The following is a 15,849-nucleotide window of genomic DNA, read 5'->3' as shown; positions in this document are numbered from 1 at the left end:
CCGCCATGCGGGGCCTGGCCAAGCCGGCTATTCCCAGGCCAGCTCCAGCAGGCCGAGCAGCTGGGTCCGGTCGGCATCCTTGCGGTTGTAGAGCAGGGCGCCGTCGTTGATGGCGAGATCCCGGATCTCGGGCAGCAGGGCCTTGTCGGTGACGCCGGCTTCGCGCAGGGTGCGCGGCAGCTTCACCGCCTGCCACAGGGTATCGCGCAAGGAGCACAGAGCCTGGATACTGGCCTGTGCCCGCTCTGCGAGCGGGGTTGCCGCGAAGCGCTCGGCGCCGACCAGGGGCAGCAGCAGGCGAGCCAGCTCCTCATCTATGCCCGGCCGGTTGTAGTCGAGCACGGTCGGCAGGAAGAGGTTCATGCACAGACCGTGGGGCAGGTGACAGCGGGCCCCCAGGCTGTGGCCGAGGGCGTGCACCAGCCCCACCATGGAGTTGGAAAACGCCATGCCCGCCAGGGTGGAGCCCTCCGCCAGTTGCAACCGCAGCCGCTTGTCCTGCGGGTTGTTCAGCACCTGGGGCAGGGCACTGGCGATCTTCTCCACCGCCATCAGCGCCAGGGCGTCGCTGACCGGGTTCTTGGCGTTGCCGATGAAGGCCTCGATGGCGTGGGTCATGGCATCCATGGCGGTGGCCGCCGTGATGTTGAGGGGCAAGCCCTGGGTGAGGCGCGGATCCAGCACCGCCAGCTGCGGCAGCAGGAAGGGGGAGGTGAAGGGCACCTTGCGCCCGCTCGCCTCATCCTTGATCACCGCCACCAGCGTCACCTCGGATCCCGTGCCCGCCGTGGTGGGCACCACCGCCAGCGGCTGCAGGGGTCTGGTCAGGCAGCCTGCGCCGGCGTAATCCAGCAGCCGATCCCCGCCCATGGAGGCGAGGATGTTGACCGCCTTGGCGGTGTCGATGACGGAGCCGCCGCCAAGCGCCACCAGGCTATCGCATTTGAGCTCCCGATAGCGGGCCGCGATCCGCTCCACCACGGCGGTGGAGGAGTCGGCCGGGATCTCGTCCCAGATGTCGGCGACCGGCAGCTCCCCCTCGGCCAGCACATTGGCCAGCAGGGTGGCGAGTCCGGTGCCGCTGACCCCCTTGTCGGTGAGCAGCAGCGGGCGGCGCGCGCCCAATCCGGCCAGCTCGCCCGCGAGCTGCTCCAGTGCCTGTTCGCCCGCCATCAGCTTGACCGGGCAGAAAAAATCGTAATAGCGACTCATGGTGCTCATCCTCTTGTTCAGCCGGTCAACAGACCCAGGTAGATGTGGCAGGCTCGCGCCAGCTTGCGGCGCGGGTCAGGATAGTGGCGCAGCAGTGGCCGCGCGATGAAGGCGGGCAGGATCAGGGCCTGCAGCTGTTCCAGCGCCCGTACCAGGTGCATGGCGACGGTGAGATCCCCCTCCACCAGCAAGCGGTTTTCGCTGAATGCCTGATTGACCCCGAGCCGAAAGCTGAGGGCGCGAAAGGCGATGCCAGGATGCTTGAAACGCACTCGCAGCGGGTGCAGATCGCCGCTGGTATGGGTCGGTGCGCCGCACTGCCAGCGACCAGCCGCCTTGTGGATGATCAGCGCCTGGCTGAGGCCCGCCACCTCCAGCCGTATGGTGAGGCCGTCGGGCAGGGGGGCGAGTTCTTGTCGCACCGCCTCATCGACCCGGGCGGCGCGGCACAGGGTGCGCCCTATGACCCAGAGCAGGGTGGCTATCCAGAGACGGCGGCCAAGGGCCGCCAGGGATTCAAGCGTCCGGTTTTGCATTAGGGTTCACTCCCGAGATGGCGGACCAGAACAGGGCGAAGGCACTGGCTTGCCAGTGAGCGTCCCGTCCCAGTTCAGGTTGGTCGACAAACAGGGAGGCGCAGGCCAGAAACTGGCTCTGGCACACCTCCAGCATCAGGGCCGGCGGGGCTTGCATCAGGGCACCGCTGGCCTGGCCCAGGCTCAGCAGGCGCGGCAGAAAGCGCAGGGTATCGCTCAGGATCTGGCTGCGCAGGGGGCGCGCCAGCAGGGGGGAGTGGAAGAACCCCAGCACGAACTTGAGCTCGTTGGGATGGGCCAGCATCCACTGCATCGCCTGCTGCCAGTAATGGCGGGCCTGCTCGCGCAGGGGCAGGGCGGCATCCGCCTCCGTGATGGCGGCGCCGAGCCGCAGTTTGACATCCTGATAGAGGCACTGGATCAGCACCTCCTTGCTGGGGAAGTGGTGAAACAGGGTGCCGTTGGCCACCCCAGCCGCCTTGGCGATGCGGGCGGTGGCGGCGCCTTGCAGCCCATCCTCGGCGCACAGGGCGAGGGCGGCATCCAGGATCTGGCGGCGCTTGTCTGTCATGGGTTTGTGCATGCAGGTCTCCGGCGCCCGTCAGCGTAAAAACAGCGCCATCATCAGCCGCTGGTGCCAGCGCCGATAAGGGGGGTGAACCAGTGAGCCTGTGCTGAACCTGCCACGGCTCAACACGGTTTTCGCCTTGGAGAAGGTGAGAAAGCCTTCGTGACCGTGGTAGTGGCCCATGCCGGAGGCGCCGATGCCGCCAAAGGGCACGTCATCGGCCGCCACCTGGAACAGGCTCTCGTTGATGGCCATGCCGCCTGAGTGGGTCTCCCGGGTCACTCTGGCCTGCAGCGCCGGATCCAGGCTCATCAGATAGAAGGCGAGGGGGCGTGGGCGGGCGGCTATGTAGGCGAGCGCCTCGTCCAGGCTGTCGTAGGGCACCAGCGGTAACAGGGGGCCGAAGATCTCCTGCTGCATCAGCTGGCAGTGGTTGGGCACGTCGGTCAGCAGGTGGGGCACCAGCCGGTGGGCGACGTCGTCCCGGGCCGGGCTGCCGCAGGGGTGCACCTGGGCACCGGCCTGCTCGGCCTCGGCCAGCCAGCCGGTGAGCCGCTCATACTGGCGCCCGTTGATGATGGAGCCGTAATCCGGACTCCCCAGCCCCTGGGGATAGAGGCGGGCGAAGTGGTTGCGGTAAGCCTCGATGAAGGCCTGCTCCTGGCCCCGTGGCAGCAGCACATAGTCGGGGGCCACGCAGATCTGGCCGGCGTTGAGGCTCTTGCCGAAGATCATCCGCTCTACCGCGAGCGCTATGGGCATGTCGGGGGCTATGAGGCAGGGACTCTTGCCACCTAGCTCCAGGGTGAGCGGGGTGAGCTGGGGGGCGGCGGCGGCCATCACCAGCTTGCCCACCGCGGTCGAGCCGGTGAACAGCAGATGATCGAACGGCAGGGCGCTGAAGGCGGCTGCCACCTGGGCATCCCCCTCGACCACTGTGACCTCATCCTCATCGAACACCTGATCCAGCAAGGTGCGCAGCACGGCGTTGGTGTGAGGGGTGAATTCGGAGAGTTTGAGCATGGCCCGGTTGCCGGCGGCGATGGCGCTGATGAGGGGCCCCAGGCTCAGCATCACGGGGAAGTTCCACGGCACTATGATGCCGACCACCCCGAGCGGTTGATAGAACACCTCGACCCTGGCCGGGGCCAGCAGCAGCCCTGTGTGGCGGCGGTGCGGGCGCATCCAGCGCTTGATCCGGCGCTGGGTGTAGTTGATCTGCATGACGCTGGGGAGTATGTCGGCGATCAGGCTGTCGTAATCGCTGCGCTGGCCATAATCCCGGGCCAGGGCGTCACACAACGGCTGCTTGTGGGCCAGCAGGGCACGCTTGAGCTGGCTCAGGTGGGCTCTGCGTTCGCTCAGACCCGGCATGGGATTGGCCTGACAGGCCTGCCTGAGCCGGGCCAGCTTGCCCGGTAGCGACAGCTTGTCTGTGGTGGTCTCCTGCAACTGAACCGCTTCCATGGCATACCTCGCGCGTTAATTGACCGACTGATTGGTCGGTCTAAATCTAGCGGCTTGTTAATCGGCTGTAAAGTTTTGCCATCTGGCTTAGCATAGGGTCGCGGATGACTCACCTGTGAACTGTGCGACCCACCACAGTTTCGAGATTTGGTGGTTGGTGACTTATCCAATTAGGGGTAGTTTTTGGCCATCAACCTACAAGGAGTGAGCGACATGACCAGGGAACTGAACAGCTTGTTGGCCCGGCTTGATGATGTGGTCGAGCGGATGCCGGATTGCTTCAACACCTATGAATTTGCCCAGAAGCTGGCGCTGCAACACCAGCGCGAGTTCTTTGCCGCGGGTCACTCCCTGGCCGAGCAGGAGGGACGCTTGCTGCGGGTGCTGCATCAGAAGATTGCCGAGGCGCTGGCCAGCAGCGATTCGGTGATCGAGGGGGCCTTGTTGCCATGCGTCACCCCCTGGGGCGAGAAGGCCACCTCGCCGCGCTGGCATCGCAAGCACTGAGTCGGCAAACAGATAATGAGAAAGGCCCGTCACGGGCCTTTCTCATTTCTCATGGTGAGCGGGGCTCACTGCGTCAGACGGCGCGCCTGCCAGTAGCGGCTGTTCCAGTAGACATTGTCGAGGCGTGAGCGGATCACCCCCTTGCTGGTGGAGGCGTGAATGAACTCCCCGGCCCCCGTGTAGACACCGACATGGTATTGTTGCCAGCCGGTCTTGAAGAAGACCAGATCGCCGTGCTGCAAGCGGTAGCGATCGACCGGCGTGCCCAGGCTGGCCTGGGATTCAGTGGTTCTGGGCAGGTTGAAGCCGAGCACCTGCTGGTAGGCAAGCTGGGTGAAGGCGGAGCAGTCGAGCCCGGCCCGGCTGGCCCCACCCATGCGATAGGGCACGCCGCGCCATTGCTGGTAGAAGCCGTCGAAGGCACTGCTCTGACGGGGGGGCGGCGGTTCGGGCGTGCTGGAACAGGCGGCCAGCAACAGGGCCAGCAGGGGCAGCAGTAACTTGCAATGCATGGGGGCTCCTTCGACTCGACGACCCGCTCATCATAAACGGGGTTTGGGGCTCGAACATAGCCTTGTTGGCAATAAACCGCGCCTGAGCGCCCGGAAAGGGCATGAGCCGAGTGACGTCATATTATCGGTTGTATTCATTTGAATAATATTTGGCGGCTATCTTGAATGAGCATTTCAATATTAACGTAATTATTCTATTCAAGTTTGAATGATTTTATCATTAACTTTATTGACGCCGTTGCGTGATCTGTGTCACGTTATTATTTCAGGCTAATTCGTTATGATGAAACCCTATTACAGCAGGCCGCTAGACAGGCCACCCCCGTCACCAATATGGTGGCAGCAAATTAGATATATATGGGTATATTCCCGCAACTGGTTCACATAATAATATTTGGTCAATGACTGGCGTTGGCTGACAATATCACCAGACAGAGGAGGGCCACCCCATGATATCGAGCCCATAGCAGTGAGTGTTTCCTCGCGGCAGAATGCCCAAGGCATCAGGCTCCCGCTTCATCGTTCAGGCCGATGAACAGGGACGCGAGGCTAAAGACAGGTGTCACCCGCATCCAAAATGGGCAGCGCTATCAGAGCGCGACAACCGTGTAATAGCATCGGCGAGCGCCGAATCTTCCACCTTAGACTGCACCGCAGTCCTTGTTTTGTCATATGAAATACCCGCCATGAATACGCTGTTAATTCACAGCGAGAAAAATGGCTGGCATTGAGCGGCAAGCAAGCAGAATAACACCGAAATATAACCATCAATAATAGGGTTATGCTGTTCCATCTCATGGTGGAAATAGTCGGGTGTGATTCGACAAGGAGCTAACAATGAAAAACAAAAAACCACGCAAATTCATCACTCAGGCTCCCACTCTCAGTCTGCTCGCGCTGGCCTTGCTGGCAGGCAGCGTGCATGCCGAAGACATAGGCGAGCGTACCGATCAGGGCACAGCCATGCTGGCCAGCCTGCAATCGGAACAGGGACTTGTCTACCTCAACGCCGGCGTCTGGCTGGATGAGCAGCAGGCCGCCAGGGGGCTGACCCCTGATCAACTGCGCGAGCGCGTGCTGGGGCAGGGGGAGCGCGTCTTCATCGACTTCAGCGCCATCACTGACAAGGGCGAGCGGCAACAGGCCAGAAAGGCCATGGAGCAGCTGGCCGGCATTTCGTTCGATGCCGACTGGGTGCTGGTCTCCGCTTACAAGGGCGCGCTGCTGTTTACCCCGCTGGGGGGCGTCGATGATCCAGCCTTCTATCGGGTGATGGAGCGGGTCGAGAGTCTTGCGGGGCAGGGCAAACGCCACAAACGCTCCCTGACCCAGCCGGCCACCGCCGAAGCCGGCTTGCCGCACGTGGCCTTCTACCTCAACGTCAATCGCAAGATCAGCGATACCGAGTGCACCTTCCCGCGTTCGCGCACCTGGGATCGGGGGGATCGGCTGTTCTGTGACTCGCCGAACATCTCGCTGGTCTATCGGGTGAACCTGGAGCGTTCCCTGCAATTTGGCAACACGGGCTCCGCCACGCCGGATGCCAAGATAGTGCGGATCTCGCTGGATGAGGAGTCGGCCGGTGCCGGTATCCAGCTCAACGAAGATCTCACCTGGAGCGAGAACTTTGCCGGCTACACCCTGCTCGACGGATGGGCGCGGGACTATGCCACCGATGCCATCGCCCAGGACTACCGCTTCACCATCGAAGCCTCCAACGCCAAGGCGGCCGTGCTCAAGAGCCTGCCCACCAACCTCAACAGCAAGTATGAGCATCGCGAGATCTCCGGCTTCGAGGTGGGGGTGACCGGCGGGGTCGAGGTGAACAAGGACGGGCCCAAGGCCAAGCTGGAGGCCTCGGCCAAATTCAGCCAGCAGCGCCAGCTCGCCTACAACACCCAGGACTATCGGGTCGAGCGCTCGGCGCCCAGTGCCCAGAAGGTGAGTTTCAGCTGGGGGCGGGATCAATACGCGACGGCGGAGTCTCTGCTCTCGTCCAAGACGGCCACCGTCTGGGGCATGGGATACGATGTGGATCACAATCGCATCCAGCCGCTGAGCTACAAGGGCTTCGTGCCGAATCTGGACGTCATCTACAAGGCGGCGCCCAACGAGCAGGGCAGTACCGAGTTCAAGATTGACTCCTCGGTCAACATCCGCCCCATCTACACCGGCATCTACAAGCACTATTACGTGGTGGGAGCCCATGTCTCCTTCCAGGGCTTCGAGGATGTCGACAAGCGCAGACGGGTGACCGCCTCCACCAGTTTCAAGGTGGACTGGAACCACCCGGTGTTTACCGGCGGTCGCCCGGTCAACCTGCAACTGGGCGGCTTTGACAACCGCTGCCTGAGCGCCGATGCCCAGCAAGGCGTGAGCGCCGTGACCTGTGACGAGACCTCGGCCGCCCAGTCCTTCATCTATGACCAGTACGGCCGCTATGTCAGTGCGCTGGATACCCGCCACTGCCTGGATGGCAACAACCTGGGCCAGTTGCAGAGCTGCAGCCTGAGTCTGGGACAACGCTGGGAGTGGAAACCGGAGAGCGATGCACTCAGCAACCTGAGCGCCCATCAGCTGCTGGGTCACAACAAGCAGACGGGCGCGCTGGCGCTTTATGACGAGAATGGCCAGCCTGGTGACGTCAGCCTGCGTACCCTGACCTCTTACACCCAGATCTTCGGGCCACCGACCGGCAACTGACGGTTCGGCAGCTGATCCAGTGTCAGAGTCTTGACCAATGAAAACGCCGGCAAGTTGCCGGCGTTTTCGTGGAGGTCTGTCTAAGTTCAGGCCTTGGGTTCGATCAGCGGGGTGAGCAGCTCGGCCAGCTTGTAGAAGGTCTGTACCCGGGTCGTGCTGGGACGCCACACCAGGCCTATCTCGCGGTACGGCTTCTCCCCCGGCAGGGGAATGGCCACCAGATCCGTGTTGTCGAGGATGCCGGCATCTATGGCCATCTGCGGCAGGAAGGTGGTGCCAAGCCCGGCGCCGACCATCTGCACCAGGGTGTGCAGGCTGGTGGCGGCGAACGGGTTGATCTTGCTCTTGTCCCGCAACCGGCAGGCACTGACCGCATGCTCGGTGAGGCAGTGCTCCCGCTCCAGCAGGAAGATGCTCTGATTGGGCAGCTCCTTGTAGTCGAACGGGGTGTGCAGACCGGCCGCCATGCTGGCGGGCATCACCATGTGGAAGGGGTCCTGGCCGACCATCTTGCAGTGGAAGCCGCCGATCTCCACCGGCAGCGCCAGGATCAGCAAGTCGAGCTGACCCTGCTCCAGCTGCTTGAGCAGGTTGGTGGTGGTGTCTTCACGCAGCAACAATTCCAGCTCAGGATAGGTCTTGCCACATACCTGCAGCAGCTTGCTGAGCAGGAAGGGGGCTATGGTGGGGATGCAGCCGAGCCGCACAGTGCCATGCATGACGCCGCCCTGATGCTGGCCGAGTTCCATCAGATCCCGTGCATCCGAGAGCAAATTGCGAGCCCGCTCGACGATTTCCATGCCGACCGGGGTCATAATGAAGCTCTTGTGGTCCCGCTCCACCAGTTGCAGGTTCATCATGTCTTCCAGCGTCTGGATCCCGGTACTCAGGGTGGACTGGCTGACATGACAGGCCTTGGCGGCGCGGTTGAAGTTCTTGTGCTCGTCGAGAGCGACCAGATATTGCAGCTGTTTCAGGCTGGGCCAACGTTGCATAGGAAAACCCGATTAATGCTATCTATTTAATTTGATTTAACTAATCTACCACCGGGTCTATAGTTTGTCGCTTGAATTAGACGGACTTGGCTCTAGGTAGCCCAATCCTGACAGGATTGTTCACTTCACATAAAGAGGAATTGAATATGGTATTGGTAGGCCGTCCCGCACCCGATTTCACCGCTGCTGCCGTTCTGGGCAATGGCCAGATCGTTGACACCTTCAACCTGGCATCCCACATCAAAGGCAAGGCAGCCGTCCTGTTCTTCTATCCGCTCGATTTCACCTTCGTCTGCCCGTCCGAGCTGATTGCCTTCGATCACCGCCTGGAAGAGTTCAACAAGCGTGGCGTGGAAGTGATCGGTGTCTCCATCGACTCCGAGTTCTCCCACAACGCCTGGCGCAACACCAAGATCGAAGACGGCGGCATTGGCCCGGTCAAGTACCCGCTGGTTGCCGACATCAAGCACGAGATCTGCAAAGCCTATGACGTCGAGCACCCGGAAGCCGGTGTGGCGTTCCGTGGCTCCTTCCTGATCGACAGCCACGGCGTGGTTCGTCACCAGGTCGTGAACGATCTGCCGCTGGGTCGCAACATCGACGAGATGCTGCGCATGGTCGATGCCCTGCAATTCCACGAAGAGCACGGCGAAGTGTGCCCGGCTCAGTGGGAGAAAGGCAAAAAAGGCATGACCGCCTCCCCGGATGGCGTTGCCAAGTATCTGTCCGAGAACGCTGCTTCCCTGTAATAAGGTCTGCGTACCGGATACTGAAAAACCGATGCCAAGGCATCGGTTTTTTTATGTCTTTTTTTGCGCCGGATCTCGTCACCCGGCCAAATGCCAGCCATAAAAAAGCGCGCCCACAGGCGCGCTTTTACTAGTCAGGCTGTGAGGCTATTCGTCGAAGATACCGAAGTGATCCTTGGCGAAGTTGACTCGCTGCTCCACGTTCATCTTGACCTGGCCCAGTTTCTCTATGGTCTTGAGATTGGGCACCAGGCCGCGACCGTTGGCGATCTGGATGGCGAGACCCGGCCGGGCGTTGAGCTCCAGCAACATGGGGCCGCGGAACTTGTCCAGCACCATGTCGGTGCCTATGTAACCCAGACCCGACATCTCGTAGCAGGAGGCCGCCAGGGTCAGCAGGGTATCCCAGTGGGGCACCTTGAGTTCGTACAGATCGAGGCCGGTATCCGGGTGATGACGCAGCGGATTGCCAAACTGCACCGCCCGCAGTGCCCGACCGGTGCGCAGGCACAGACCCACCCCCACGGCGCCCTGGTGCAGGTTCGCCTTGCCGTCGGAGGCGGCGGTGGAGAGGCGCATCATGGCCATCACAGGGAAGCCCTTGAAGATGATCACCCGGGCATCGGGTACCCCTTCGAACGAGTAGCCATCGAAGACGTCATCGAAGTTGATGAGGCCTTCCACCAGCGCCACGTCGGGCTTGCCGCCCAGCGAGTAGAGCCCGGCCAGTATGTTGGAGACATGGCGCTCCAGATCCTGACCATTGCTGGCGCTGCCGTTTGGCTTGTAGAAGAGACCCTCTTCCTGACGCAGGATCACCAGGATCCCCTTGCCGCCCGAACCGCGCGCCGGCTTGATGCAGAAACCCGGCCAATCCTTGACCAGCTGGGTGATGCGGGTCACGTCATGCTGTTCGCGGATGGTGCCGATCAGTTCCGGCACAGTCACCCCCGCATCCAGCGCTATGCGCTTGGTCTGCAGCTTGTCATCCACCAGCGGGTAGAGGCTGCGCGGGTTGTAGCGGCTGATGTAGGAGTGGTTGCGTTTGTTCATGCCGAGGATGCCTGCCTGGGACAGGCTCCACGGACTGGTGTATTTTTCCCAGAACCACATCTGTTACTTGTCCTTACCCGGGGTGGCGCCAGACTTGATCTCGTTCACCAGCGGTTTGAAACGCTTGAGCTCGCTCAGCTTGTAGCCGGTGTAGTTACCCAGCAGCAGCACGGTCGCCATCAGCACCAGCTGCAGGCCGAGGAAGTTGAAGGTCAGGTGACGGATCAGCTCGTTGTCCATGGCCAGGTAGGCGATGACCGCCACCAGCAGGGAACCACCGCCCTGACGGACGACCTCTTTCGGACCCTCTTCTTCCCACAGAATGGACATCCGCTCTATGGTCCAGGAGAGGATGATCATCGGGAAGAAGGTGATCTTCATGCCGTCGGTCAGCCCCAGCTTGAAGGCGAACGCGGAGAAGATGCCGATCATCGAGATCACCATGATGATGATCGCCGATATTCGGGCCACCAGCAGCAAGTTGAGCCGCGACAGGTAGGAACGGATGATGAGACCCGTGCCGACGATCAGCAGGAAGCCGATCAGACCCGTGATGAGGGAGGTCTGGATGAAGGCGACCGCGATCAGCACAGGCATGAAGGTGCCCGAGGTCTTGATACCGACGATGACCCGCAGGAACACCACCATCAGCACGCCGATGGGGATCAGCAGCAAGCCCTTGAACAGCGCCTGCTCTTCCAGCGGCAGACTGTGGATGGAGAAGTTCATCATCTCTGATTTTTCGAACTTCTGCGCCAGCGCCACGTTCACCGGTTGCTCCTGCTCGATCATCGAGAAGGTCACCTTGGAGTTGTGGCCGCCGGTCACGTCCAGCAGGGCGCCTGAGTTGTATTCCCACAGCAGCAGGTTGGCAGGGCGACCCTGTTCACCGGTTTGCGGGTTGAACAGCTTGTAGTCGGTCGAGCTGTTGAACACCTGCAGGTAATCCACCAGCTCCTGGCGACGACGGCCGTCTTCCAGGCTCAGGGCATGGACGACCCGGGCCGGGACGTCAGCGTTGCTCAGCAGCTCGGCGATCAGGTTGGCGCGACTCTTGTGAGACTTCAGCAGCTCGGCGTTCTGCTCCTGCTTCTCGATCTCCTTGATGATCTCGCGGGTCAGGGTGTAGCCGTCGGCGGAGCGCTCCTGCGCCCGCTCGGAGATCTGCTTCATCGCGGTGGCGTAAGGCTCGCTCTCGATCTGCTTCTCGATGACGGGGGGCTGGGCCAGCGCCGCCGGTTTGGCGTGCTCGTCAGCCATCATGTCGACGCGATAGTAGAGTTCCTGACGGCCGGAGGCGGTGCGAATGGACCACTCGGCACGGGCATCGCCATCTTTCTCGACAAACGACAGGCCATAGCCTGGGCTCGCGGCGTTCTCGTTCATCAGGGTGAAACCGGGCTGGGTGCCCGGAATGGCCAGGGAGGCGATCACAGGCTCGCCGGTGGCTTCAAATTCCAGCTTGGCCTCGATGGACCAGATCTGGCGTTTTTCACCCGGCGTCAGCGGCACGTCCAACGCTATGTGGTGATAAAACGTCATCCCCAGGCCGACAATGTACAGCAGGGCGACCAGCAAATAGAACGGCTTACGGGAAACCATGGATTATTTCACATCCTTGAGCTTGGGTTTTGGTTGGATATATTCGCGGGCCACATCAACCACGGCGATGTCTTTCAAAAATTCGCGACCCAGCAGCACGGGGAAGGTCATGTCGCTGCGGTCTTTCAGGGTAAATTCAGCTTTTTCTGTCATGTCGCCGATCCGCACAGCCAGACGCACCACGGGACGACGATCGAGATCGTCGGCGGACGCCTGACGCACCCGCACGTGACGTACCAGCGGCGCTTCGATCTGGATCTTGTCATCCATCTCCTGGTGGCTCAGGAAGAAGCGCACCCAGTTTTTGCCGTTGCGCTCGAAGATGGTGATGTCCTGGGCGCTGATGGAGGAGGTGGTGGCACCGGTATCGACCCGCGCCTGGAAGGCGTCATTGGCGGCGTCTACCCAGATCCACTCGGCTTCACCGACCAGCAGTTTGCCATCGACCGTGTGGCCCTGGCTTGGTGCCTGGCACTTCTCGGTCGGGATCGCCATGGGCTTGGGCGGCTCGGGCGGCAAGGATTCGAGCTTGCTGTCGACTTTTTTCACGGACTCTTTCATGTTGTTGACATCAGTGTTGAGCTGAACCAGCAGGTGCTGTTGCTGCACGTACTGCTTCTGTTGCTGTTCCATGGATGTTTGCAGACGTTGCTCGCTCAGATTGATCTCGGTGCGAAGCTCGGCCAGCGTCAAGGTAGGTACCGGGGGCGCTTTCTCCATACTGACACACCCGCCGAGACTGAGCAGGGAGAGCAGGGTCATTCCTTTTAATTTGCTTTTCATGTCATTCATTTAACTGTGCTTCCTGGAATTGGGTCAGTGTAACTTCCACAGGCGCCATCGGCTAGTCTTTGGCCTTTCTGGCAATCAGTACGGCACGTTTCGGCGCCGGGTGTCCTTCCACCGTGAGCGCTGGATCTTGAGGGTCCAGGTAATCGCTCAGGGATTCATTTATCATCCAGTCGGTACGACGCTGTTCGTCGGTGCTGGTCATATTCTCGTCTACTATCCGCACGTCGGTGAAGCCGCAGCGCTCGACCCAGAGCTTGAGGGCCGCGCTTGAGGGGATGAACCAGACGTTGCGCATCTTGCCGTAACGGTCGGTGGGCACCAGCACGTCGTTGACGCCCCCATCGATCACCAGGGTTTCCAGCACCAGCTCGCCATCGTCTTTGAGCTGGTTGCGCAGCTGCTCTATGTGCTCGATGGGGGACTTGCGGTGATAGAGCACCCCCATGGAGAAGACGGTGTCAAAGGCGCGCAGCTCCGGCAGTTCCTGAATGCCGAGCGGCAACAGGTGGGCGCGCTGGTCGCCGCCGAGAAAGTGGCGGATGGCCTCGAACTGGCAGAGAAACAGCGGGCTTGGGTCTATGCCGACCGCGAGTTTGGCGCCTTCCCCCACCATGCGCCAGAGGTGATAGCCGCTGCCGCAGCCCACATCCAGCACATAGCGACCGGCTAGCGGGCTGATATGGGGCACGACCCGATCCCACTTCCAGTCGGAGCGCCATTCGGTGTCGATGTGGATGCCGTGCACCGTGAACGGGCCCTTGCGCCAGGGCATGAAGTGGCGCAGCAGGCTCTCGACCTTCTTGCGCTCCCCCTCGCTCAGGCTCTCGGCATGGCCGATCTCGACCCCATGTTGCAGTTCGATGGGGCCGGGCGCGACCGTGGGCAGTTTGTTGAGGGCACGATTCCAGCGCGGCAAATCCCCGTGCTGGTTGTCATGCTGCCAGGCGTGCAACTGGGCGGGCAGGGTATGCAGCCAGTGGCTCAGCCGGTTTTTGGCGATCAGTTGATAAAAATTGGCAAAGTCGATCATGGCTTAGTTGGCGTCGCTGGATTTGATGGCAATCATGGAACCGAAGTTGAAGCACTGGAACCAGAGATCCTGGTGAACGAAACCGGCGTCCCGCAGGCGGGCTCTGTGTATCTCCAGGCTGTCGGTGCGCATCACGTTCTCGAGGGCGTTGCGCTTCTGGCTTATCTCCAGCTCGCTGTAGCCATTGGCCCGCTTGAAATCCAGGTGCAGATCGATGAGCAGCTCGTTGACCGGCGCATCCTCGAAGCGGAACTTCTCGCTCAGGATCAGGATGCCGCCCGGGCGCAGCCCATCAAAGATGCGCTGGATCAGGGTCATCCGCTTGTCGGGGTCCACGAACTGCAAGGTGAAGTTGAGCACCACCACGGAGGCGTTCTCGATTTCGACGTCGCAGATGTCCGCTTCCACCAGTTCTACCGGCACCTCGGATTTGAAGCCGGAGAGGTGGGCGCGGGCGCGCTCTATCATCGGATGGGAGAGATCCACCGCCGTGATGGCGCAACCCGGCTGGGTCACGTGGCGACGCATGGCCTGGGTGGCGGCGCCCAGCGAACAGCCGAGGTCATAGAGCCGACTCTCGGGCTGGGCGTAGCGGGCGGCCATCATGCCGATGGCGGAGATGATGTTGCTGTAACCCGGCACCGAGCGCTGGATCATGTCGGGGAAGACATCGACGACCTGTTCGTCAAAGCAAAAGTCCCCCAATCGGGCGATGGGGGCGGCAAAAATCTGGTCTTTGGTATGCATGCTGGCGCAACCTGACAGCCGGTATATGAACCGACTGTTTGTTCAATTGAGTCGTTGGGTGACACCCTTCTGGGTTGTTTTATCACCGGTTTACGAACGGGGTGGCTGGCCGTGAGATCCTTAGGGCCGGCCCTGTTCGCAATGGGCCATCATCCGGGCCCTTGATCCGGAGCCGCGCTGTCCTCTTGTTGCAATGAATTGCAATAGTCAACGAAGGCCCCTTGCTTGGGGCGCTAGTGTAGAGGATTGATGGGCGTTTGTCTTGACGCCGAGCCCCGTCCAGCCACAAAAAAGCGGCTTTTTTTACGCATGCCCGATGGCCCATGAAATGGCTGACTAAAAGCGCAGCACGCCCTGGCGCGCGCGATCGTTTTCCCCCGGCCAGGGGGCCATCTCCTGCCCCAACAGGCGGGTTATCTGGCGGGCCAGCTCGGGTGACTGGGCATTGTCAGCGGTATGTATAAAGAGGTAGAGATCCTTGCCCTCCGCCAGCCACTGACGCCAATGGGGCAACCAGCTGGGCAGGAAGGGGTGATTGGCGGCCGGATCCGGCAGACCGATGAGCCGTACCACGGGGGCGCTGGCGGTGGCCAGCAGATGTACCGGCAGTCTGGGCTTCTTGCCCTGGGCATCTATCATGGCTGCCGTGGTGGCCGGCACAGAGAACAGCGGCCGGCTGTCGAGCATGATGCGGTTGATGCCTTTTTCCATCAGCATACGGTTCAGGCTGCGCTCCGCCTCGCCCTTGGCGAAGAAATCGGGGTGGCGTACCTCGAGGGCATAGCGAAACTGTGTCGGCAGCCGGTTGAAGAATTCAGCGAGACGGGGAAGGCCGCTCGGGCCGAAGCGGGCGGGCAGTTGCAGCTTGAGCAGTCCCAGCTTGTCATGCAAGGGTTCCAGCAGGCGGATAAAGTCGCTCACCTGTTTGTCGGCGCTCACCAGATCGCTCTGATGGCTGATTTCTTTCGGAAACTTGAAGCTGAAGCGAAAGTGGGCGGGCACGGCATCGGCCCAGCGTAGCACCGTTTCCGGGGTCGGCGAGGCGTAGAAGGTGGTGTTGCCTTCTACCGTGTTGAACACCCGGGCGTAGTGGGCGAGGTGCTCGGCGGGTTTGGCCCCCACGCCCAATAATTGACCGGGCCAGGCCGGGTGTGACCATTGTGGCAGGCCCAAAAAGAGGCTCATGGCGGATCCTGTCTGCGGGTTTATCTCGTTTTGCGCCCATTTTTTGCCTTGAGATGTAAAAAACAGGGCAAAGGGGGCTGCTGGCCATTTTACCCAAATGGGGGTTTTCCTCTATAATGCCAGCCCTTTTGTTTGCCAATTTGTTGTGACTCACGCCGCTGTGCGCATATTGTGGCGACGGTAGCGGCCAT

General features: G+C 61.4%; 15 protein-coding genes. 3 read left to right on the top strand and 12 right to left on the bottom strand.

The window, feature by feature from the left end; translation table 11 throughout:
* Positions 1–27 precede the first annotated feature (27 nt).
* The 4 genes from IU367_RS14520 to IU367_RS14505 are packed head-to-tail and all read right to left on the bottom strand — an operon-like array spanning position 28 to position 3,783.
* Complete coding sequence (locus IU367_RS14520) at positions 28–1,212, bottom strand: iron-containing alcohol dehydrogenase (RefSeq protein WP_274452263.1); 1,185 nt, start codon at positions 1,210–1,212, stop codon at positions 28–30.
* A 17-nt stretch (positions 1,213–1,229) separates the two neighbouring features.
* Positions 1,230–1,748, bottom strand: a complete 519-nt coding sequence (locus tag IU367_RS14515; protein WP_103471939.1) for an SCP2 sterol-binding domain-containing protein — start codon at positions 1,746–1,748, stop codon at positions 1,230–1,232.
* The gene (locus IU367_RS14510; protein WP_274452262.1) at positions 1,729–2,331 is read right to left on the bottom strand and encodes a TetR/AcrR family transcriptional regulator; all 603 of its coding nucleotides are present in this window, start codon (positions 2,329–2,331) and stop codon (positions 1,729–1,731) included. Before IU367_RS14510 ends, IU367_RS14515 begins: the two co-directional genes overlap by 20 nt.
* Positions 2,332–2,349: 18 nt before the next feature.
* Positions 2,350–3,783 (bottom strand): coniferyl aldehyde dehydrogenase, encoded by a 1,434-nt coding sequence (locus IU367_RS14505; protein WP_043141034.1) that lies wholly within the window; start codon positions 3,781–3,783, stop codon positions 2,350–2,352.
* A 213-nt stretch (positions 3,784–3,996) separates the two neighbouring features.
* Here IU367_RS14505 and IU367_RS14500 point away from each other — a divergent pair, with 213 nt between their 5' ends.
* Positions 3,997–4,290, top strand: a complete 294-nt coding sequence (locus IU367_RS14500) for a hypothetical protein (RefSeq protein WP_241278305.1) — start codon at positions 3,997–3,999, stop codon at positions 4,288–4,290.
* Between the two features lie 65 nt (positions 4,291–4,355).
* Here the strand turns inward: IU367_RS14500 and IU367_RS14495 are convergent, their stop codons facing one another.
* Positions 4,356–4,802: a C40 family peptidase gene (locus tag IU367_RS14495; RefSeq protein WP_042872518.1), complete on the bottom strand. Its 447-nt coding sequence runs from the start codon at positions 4,800–4,802 to the stop codon at positions 4,356–4,358.
* A gap of 837 nt (positions 4,803–5,639) precedes the next feature.
* Between IU367_RS14495 and ahh1 the strand changes: the two genes are divergently transcribed.
* A complete protein-coding gene (gene ahh1 / locus IU367_RS14490; protein ID WP_274452261.1) occupies positions 5,640–7,505 on the top strand; it encodes a hemolysin Ahh1 in 1,866 nt (621 codons plus the stop codon).
* 86 nt (positions 7,506–7,591) lie between these two features.
* Here the strand turns inward: ahh1 and IU367_RS14485 are convergent, their stop codons facing one another.
* Positions 7,592–8,500, bottom strand: coding sequence for a hydrogen peroxide-inducible genes activator (locus IU367_RS14485; protein ID WP_065402985.1), 909 nt, complete (start codon positions 8,498–8,500; stop codon positions 7,592–7,594).
* A 146-nt stretch (positions 8,501–8,646) separates the two neighbouring features.
* On the opposite strand from IU367_RS14485, the gene IU367_RS14480 reads away from it, so the two are divergent.
* A complete protein-coding gene (locus IU367_RS14480; RefSeq protein ID WP_042872512.1) occupies positions 8,647–9,249 on the top strand; it encodes a peroxiredoxin C in 603 nt (200 codons plus the stop codon).
* Positions 9,250–9,396: 147 nt separating this feature from the next.
* On the opposite strand, the gene IU367_RS14475 is transcribed toward IU367_RS14480, so the two are convergent.
* The 6 genes from IU367_RS14475 to IU367_RS14450 all read right to left on the bottom strand — a co-directional run bounded on the left by IU367_RS14475 (position 9,397) and on the right by IU367_RS14450 (position 15,658).
* The gene (locus IU367_RS14475) at positions 9,397–10,362 is read right to left on the bottom strand and encodes an alpha-L-glutamate ligase-like protein (RefSeq protein WP_043141648.1); all 966 of its coding nucleotides are present in this window, start codon (positions 10,360–10,362) and stop codon (positions 9,397–9,399) included.
* A gap of 3 nt (positions 10,363–10,365) precedes the next feature.
* Positions 10,366–11,904: an inactive transglutaminase family protein gene (locus IU367_RS14470; RefSeq protein WP_274452260.1), complete on the bottom strand. Its 1,539-nt coding sequence runs from the start codon at positions 11,902–11,904 to the stop codon at positions 10,366–10,368.
* Positions 11,905–11,907: 3 nt separating this feature from the next.
* Positions 11,908–12,696: an ATP-dependent zinc protease family protein gene (locus tag IU367_RS14465; protein ID WP_043141644.1), complete on the bottom strand. Its 789-nt coding sequence runs from the start codon at positions 12,694–12,696 to the stop codon at positions 11,908–11,910.
* A gap of 52 nt (positions 12,697–12,748) precedes the next feature.
* Positions 12,749–13,726 carry a tRNA 5-methoxyuridine(34)/uridine 5-oxyacetic acid(34) synthase CmoB gene (gene cmoB / locus IU367_RS14460; protein WP_274452259.1) on the bottom strand — a complete coding sequence of 326 codons (978 nt, stop codon included), beginning with the start codon at positions 13,724–13,726 and terminating at the stop codon, positions 12,749–12,751.
* 3 nt (positions 13,727–13,729) lie between these two features.
* On the bottom strand, positions 13,730–14,473 hold the full coding sequence (gene cmoA / locus IU367_RS14455; RefSeq protein ID WP_274452258.1) for a carboxy-S-adenosyl-L-methionine synthase CmoA: 744 nt from the start codon (positions 14,471–14,473) through the stop codon (positions 13,730–13,732).
* Between the two features lie 336 nt (positions 14,474–14,809).
* Positions 14,810–15,658, bottom strand: coding sequence for a DUF72 domain-containing protein (locus IU367_RS14450; RefSeq protein WP_274452257.1), 849 nt, complete (start codon positions 15,656–15,658; stop codon positions 14,810–14,812).
* Between the last annotated feature and the right edge of the window lie 191 nt (positions 15,659–15,849).

Origin of the sequence: Aeromonas bestiarum (assembly GCF_028751155.1) — a bacterium.
Taxonomy (GTDB): domain Bacteria; phylum Pseudomonadota; class Gammaproteobacteria; order Enterobacterales; family Aeromonadaceae; genus Aeromonas; species Aeromonas bestiarum.
This window is presented reverse-complemented; position numbering and strand designations above follow the sequence as displayed.

Coding starts and splice junctions, on each gene's coding strand:
- IU367_RS14520 (WP_274452263.1), bottom strand. CDS start 1,212: ATGAGTCGCTATTACGATTTTTTCTGCCCGGTCAAGCTGATGGCGGGC.
- IU367_RS14515 (WP_103471939.1), bottom strand. CDS start 1,748: ATGCAAAACCGGACGCTTGAATCCCTGGCGGCCCTTGGCCGCCGTCTC.
- IU367_RS14510 (WP_274452262.1), bottom strand. CDS start 2,331: ATGCACAAACCCATGACAGACAAGCGCCGCCAGATCCTGGATGCCGCC.
- IU367_RS14505 (WP_043141034.1), bottom strand. CDS start 3,783: ATGGAAGCGGTTCAGTTGCAGGAGACCACCACAGACAAGCTGTCGCTA.
- IU367_RS14500 (WP_241278305.1), top strand. CDS start 3,997: ATGACCAGGGAACTGAACAGCTTGTTGGCCCGGCTTGATGATGTGGTC.
- IU367_RS14495 (WP_042872518.1), bottom strand. CDS start 4,802: ATGCATTGCAAGTTACTGCTGCCCCTGCTGGCCCTGTTGCTGGCCGCC.
- ahh1 (WP_274452261.1), top strand. CDS start 5,640: ATGAAAAACAAAAAACCACGCAAATTCATCACTCAGGCTCCCACTCTC.
- IU367_RS14485 (WP_065402985.1), bottom strand. CDS start 8,500: ATGCAACGTTGGCCCAGCCTGAAACAGCTGCAATATCTGGTCGCTCTC.
- IU367_RS14480 (WP_042872512.1), top strand. CDS start 8,647: ATGGTATTGGTAGGCCGTCCCGCACCCGATTTCACCGCTGCTGCCGTT.
- IU367_RS14475 (WP_043141648.1), bottom strand. CDS start 10,362: ATGTGGTTCTGGGAAAAATACACCAGTCCGTGGAGCCTGTCCCAGGCA.
- IU367_RS14470 (WP_274452260.1), bottom strand. CDS start 11,904: ATGGTTTCCCGTAAGCCGTTCTATTTGCTGGTCGCCCTGCTGTACATT.
- IU367_RS14465 (WP_043141644.1), bottom strand. CDS start 12,696: ATGAATGACATGAAAAGCAAATTAAAAGGAATGACCCTGCTCTCCCTG.
- cmoB (WP_274452259.1), bottom strand. CDS start 13,726: ATGATCGACTTTGCCAATTTTTATCAACTGATCGCCAAAAACCGGCTG.
- cmoA (WP_274452258.1), bottom strand. CDS start 14,473: ATGCATACCAAAGACCAGATTTTTGCCGCCCCCATCGCCCGATTGGGG.
- IU367_RS14450 (WP_274452257.1), bottom strand. CDS start 15,658: ATGAGCCTCTTTTTGGGCCTGCCACAATGGTCACACCCGGCCTGGCCC.